The 4,478-nt window shown below is 71.5% G+C and carries 4 protein-coding genes; 1 reads left to right on the top strand and 3 read right to left on the bottom strand.

Features of this window, described 5'->3' with window-relative positions:
- Window positions 1-78: 78 nt before the first annotated feature.
- From ACYVE9_RS16815 to ACYVE9_RS16805, 3 genes are read right to left on the bottom strand one after another with little or no spacing between them, the layout of a single operon-like run.
- A complete protein-coding gene (locus ACYVE9_RS16815; RefSeq protein ID WP_461028682.1) occupies window positions 79-819 on the bottom strand; it encodes a succinate dehydrogenase/fumarate reductase iron-sulfur subunit in 741 nt (246 codons plus the stop codon).
- A complete protein-coding gene (locus ACYVE9_RS16810) occupies window positions 816-2,876 on the bottom strand; it encodes a fumarate reductase/succinate dehydrogenase flavoprotein subunit (RefSeq protein ID WP_461028681.1) in 2,061 nt (686 codons plus the stop codon). Before ACYVE9_RS16810 ends, ACYVE9_RS16815 begins: the two co-directional genes overlap by 4 nt.
- 1 nt (window position 2,877) lies before the next feature.
- Complete coding sequence (locus ACYVE9_RS16805) at window positions 2,878-3,582, bottom strand: succinate dehydrogenase cytochrome b subunit (RefSeq protein ID WP_461028680.1); 705 nt, start codon at window positions 3,580-3,582, stop codon at window positions 2,878-2,880.
- 83 nt (window positions 3,583-3,665) lie between these two features.
- On the opposite strand from ACYVE9_RS16805, the gene ACYVE9_RS16800 reads away from it, so the two are divergent.
- The coding region (locus ACYVE9_RS16800) for a LysR family transcriptional regulator (RefSeq protein ID WP_461028679.1) at window positions 3,666-4,478 on the top strand (813 nt) is incomplete at its 3' end.

Here is a 4,478-nt window from a genome sequence, read left to right as displayed (position 1 = left end):
CCCGGGGCCGCGACCCCGGGCCAGGGCCCTCGGCGTCTCGGCAGCTCCGGGGTCGTGTCCCCGGGGGCTGCCGTGGCCTCAGCGGCGGCGTGCGGCGCGCAGGTACTCCCGGTTCATCGCGGTGATCGACTGGAACGGGATGCCCTTGGGGCAGGCGGAGGCGCACTCGCCGACGTTGGTGCAGCCGCCGAACCCCTCTCCGTCCATGGCCTCCACCATGTTCTCGACCCGGCTCTCCCGCTCCGGGGCGCCCTGCGGCAGCACGTTGAGGTGCATCACCTTGGCCGCTGTGAACAGCATCGCCGAACCGTTCGGGCAGGCCGCGACACACGCCCCGCAGCCGATGCACTCCGCGTTCTGGAACGCGGAGTCCGCGGTCGGCTTGGGCACGGCCGTCGCGTGCGCCTCCGGCGCGCTGCCGGTGGGGGCGGTGATGTAACCGCCGGAACCGACGATCCGGTCGAGTGCCGACCGGTCGACGACGAGGTCCCGCACCACGGGGAAGGCGCCGGCCCGCCACGGTTCGACGTCCACCGTGTCGCCGTCCGAGAAGTGCCGCATGTGCAGTTGGCAGGCGGTGGTGCGCTCCGGGCCGTGCGCCTGCCCGTTGATGACCATGCCGCACGCCCCGCAGATGCCCTCCCGGCAGTCGTGGTCGAAGGCGACGGGTTCCTCCCCTCGCAGGGCGAGTTCCTCGTTGAGCACGTCCAGCATCTCCAGGAAGGACATGTCGGGGGAGATGCCGTCGACGGTGTAGGGGGTCATGCGGCCGGCGGCTTCGGGGCCGCTCTGCCGCCAGATGCGCAGGGTGAGCTTCATGAGTAGCTCCGCTGGGTGGGGTGTACGTAGGCGAAGTCCAGGTCCTCGCGGTGCAGCACGGGGGGTTCGCCGTCTCCCGTGTGCTCCCACGCGGCGACGTAGGAGAACCGCTCGTCGTCGCGTTGCGCCTCACCGGTCTCCGTCCGGCTCTCGGTCCGGAAGTGCCCGCCGCAGGACTCGGTGCGGTGCAGCGCGTCCACGCACATCAGCTCGGCCAGCTCCAGGTTGTCCGCGACCCGGTGGGCGCGTTCCAGCGACTGGTTCAGCTGCTCGCCGCTGCCGGGTACGGTGACGCGCCGCCAGAACTCCTCGCGCAGTTCCGGGATGCGCTCCAGGGCCCGGCGCAGCCCGCGGTCGGAGCGGGCCATGCCGCACTCCTCCCACATCAGCTCGCCCAGTTCCCGGGAGAACGAGTCGGCGGTCCGGTCGCCGTTGTTGGACAGCAGCCGGTACAGCCGGTCGGTGACGGAGGACACCGCTTCGTGCACCGCGGGGTGGTCGGCGTCCACCTCCGTGGGCGGATGCCCCGCCAGGTAGTGGCTGAGGGTCGTCGGCAGTACGAAGTAGCCGTCTGCCAGGCCCTGCATCAGGGCCGAGGCACCCAGCCGGTTGGCGCCGTGGTCGGAGAAGTTGGCCTCGCCGATCGCGAACAGTCCCGGCACGGTCGTCTGGAGGTCGTAGTCCACCCACAGGCCGCCCATCGTGTAGTGGATCGCCGGGTAGATGCGCATCGGCACCTCGTACGGGTTCTCGGCGGTGATGCGCTCGTACATCTCGAAGAGGTTGCCGTACCTCTCCTCGACGGCCTCCTGGCCCAGGCGCCGGATCGCGTCCGCGAAGTCGAGGTAGACGCCCTGACCTGTCGGGCCGACGCCGCGGCCCTCGTCGCACACGTTCTTCGCGGCGCGGGAGGCGATGTCGCGGGGCACCAGGTTGCCGAAGGCCGGGTAGAGCCGCTCCAGGTAGTAGTCCCGTTCCGACTCGGGGATCTCGCCGGGCGGCCGGGAGTCGGACGCGCTCTTCGGCACCCAGATCCGCCCGTCGTTGCGCAGCGACTCGCTCATCAGCGTCAGCTTCGCCTGGTGGTCGCCGGAGCGCGGGATGCAGGTGGGGTGGATCTGGGTGAAGCAGGGGTTGGCGAAGTACGCCCCGCGCCGGTGTGCCCGCCAGATCGCGGTGCTGTTGGAGTTCTTGGCGTTGGTCGACAGGTGGAAGACGTTGCCGTAGCCGCCGGTCGCGAGCACCACCGCGTCCGCGAAGTAGGTGTCGACGCGTCCGCTGACCAGGTCCCTGGCGACGATTCCCCGGGCCCGGCCGTCGATCACGATCAGGTCGAGCATCTCGGTGCGGGCGTGCATCTCGACACCGCCCGCGGTGATCTGCCGGGACAGCGACTGGTAGGCGCCCAGCAGCAGCTGCTGACCGGTCTGGCCCCGGGCGTAGAAGGTCCGGGACACCTGCACACCGCCGAAGGAGCGGGTGTCGAGCAGGCCGCCGTACTCGCGGGCGAACGGCACACCCTGGGCCACGCACTGGTCGATGATCTCCACCGACACCTCGGCGAGGCGGTGCACGTTGGACTCCCGGGCGCGGAAGTCGCCGCCCTTCACCGTGTCGTAGAACAGGCGGTGCACGGAGTCGCCGTCGTTGCGGTAGTTCTTGGCGGCGTTGATGCCGCCCTGCGCGGCGATGGAGTGCGCCCGGCGCGGCGAGTCCTGGTAGCAGAACTGCACCACCCGGTAGCCCTGCTCGGCCAGCGTCGCGCCGGCGGCTCCGCCTGCCAGGCCGGTGCCGACCACGATGACGGTGTACCCGCGGCGGTTCGCCGGGTTGACCAGCTTTGCCTCGAACCGGCGCCGGCTCCAGCGCTCCGCGATGGGTCCCTGCGGGACGCCGCTGTCGGCCTCGGTGAGCGGGGCGCCTGTCCGGAAGCCGCCGACCTCCGCCGCGGGGCCGGAGGCACGGGCACCGGGGGCCGAAGGGCCGGAGAGAGAGGGCTCGGGGGCCGAGGGGCCGGGGGTCGAAGGGTCGGGGGTCGAGGGGTCGGGGAAGGACATGTCAGCTCACCAGTCCCGTCATCACGCCGAGGGGGACCGCGAGAAAGCCCGCGGTCAGGATCAGGGCCAGTCCGTCGGACAGCAGACGCAGGGCCCGGTCGCGGGCCGGGCTGCTCACGCCCAGCGTCTGCGCGGCGCTCCAGAAGCCGTGCCGGACGTGCAGGCCCACGGCGATCATCGCCACGCCGTAGATGACGTTGCCGTACCAGGTGCTGAACGTGGCGACGACGTTCCCGTAGGGGCGCCCGGGTTCCCCGCGCGGGTTCACCGTGCCGGTGGTCAGGTCGAGCAGGTGCCACACCACGAAGAGTGCGACGATCACACCGCCCCAGCGCATGGTGCGGGTCGCGTAGCTGCTGCGGGCCCGCCGGTGGGCGTAGCGCACCGGTCGGGCGGCGAGGTCACGCCGGCTGAGCTGGTACGCGGCGACGCCGTGCAGGACGACGGCGGCCAGCAGGACCAGCCGGGACAGCCAGAGGAACCACTCGTGATGCAGGAACGGCTCACCGACCGTCCGCAGCCAGTGGGCGTAGTCGTTGAACTCCTCGGGACCGAAGAAGATCTTGAGGTTGCCGAGCATGTGCGCCACCAGGTAGAGCAGCAGCAGTAGCCCGGTGACGGCCATGACGGCCTTCTTCCCCACCGTGGAGCGCCAGAGGAGGCGCACGACGGAGGGGCGGCGCTCGGTTCGTGGAGTACCTGCCATAGGTCATCACGTTAGGGATCACCGGACCATCAGTCCAAGACATAGAGCGGCTTGTTTTCATAGCCTCCGCCTATCCTGGTGGCATGCAGCTGCAGCAGCTCCGCTACGTCGTCGCCGTGGCCGACACCCGGCACTTCACCCGGGCAGCCCAGCGCGAGCACGTCGCACAGCCGTCCCTGTCCCAGCAGATCAAGGCGCTGGAGCGGGAGTTGGGGGCCGAGCTGTTCCACCGGGCGCGCGGTCACATCGCGCTGACCGACGCGGGGGAGGCGCTGCTGCCGCTGGCCCGGCGCATCCTCGCGGACGCCGAGACGGCCCGTCGTGAGGTGCAGGAGGTGGTGGGTCTGCGGCGCGGCCGGGTCAGGATCGGCGCGCCGCCGAGCCTGTGCACCAGCCTGCTGCCCGACGTGCTGCGGGTCTTCCACCGCCGGTACCCCGGGGTGGACCTGGTGGTGCACGAGAACGGCTCGCAGGACCTGGTGCGTGTGCTGGCGGCGGGTGAGCTCGACCTGGCCCTCGTCATCACACCGCTGCCGGGCCAGTCCCCGGCGCTCGTCACGGCGGAGCTGCTGCGCGAGGAACTGGTGGTCGTCTCGACGCCCGGCGGGCCGCGGCCCGTCCCGGGTCCGCACCTGGAGGTGGGCGACCTGCGTGACCAGCCCCTGGTCATGTTCCGGCACGGCTACGACCTGCGGGAGTTCACCCTCTCGGTGTGCCGCTCGGCCGGGTTCGAGCCGGTGCTGAGCGTCGAGGGCGGTGAGATGGACGCCGTGCTGGGGTTCGTCCGGGCCGGTCTGGGCGTGGCCGTGGTGCCGAGCATGGTCGCCGCCCGGTCCGGGCTGCGCGTGACCCGCTTCGCGCCGCCCGGCCTGCACCGCACGGTCTCGGTGGCCCAC

It is taken from the genome of Streptomyces sparsus (assembly GCF_054776295.1).
The sequence above is the reverse complement of the archived record's forward strand: the minus strand, read 5'-3'. Positions and strand labels throughout refer to the sequence as shown.

What these genes read in the sequence shown, in the direction of transcription:
- ACYVE9_RS16810 (WP_461028681.1), bottom strand. Translation starts at nt 2,876, where the DNA reads ATGTCCTTCCCCGACCCCTCGACCCCCGACCCTTCGACCCCCGGCCCC.
- ACYVE9_RS16815 (WP_461028682.1), bottom strand. Translation starts at nt 819, where the DNA reads ATGAAGCTCACCCTGCGCATCTGGCGGCAGAGCGGCCCCGAAGCCGCC.
- ACYVE9_RS16805 (WP_461028680.1), bottom strand. Translation starts at nt 3,582, where the DNA reads ATGGCAGGTACTCCACGAACCGAGCGCCGCCCCTCCGTCGTGCGCCTC.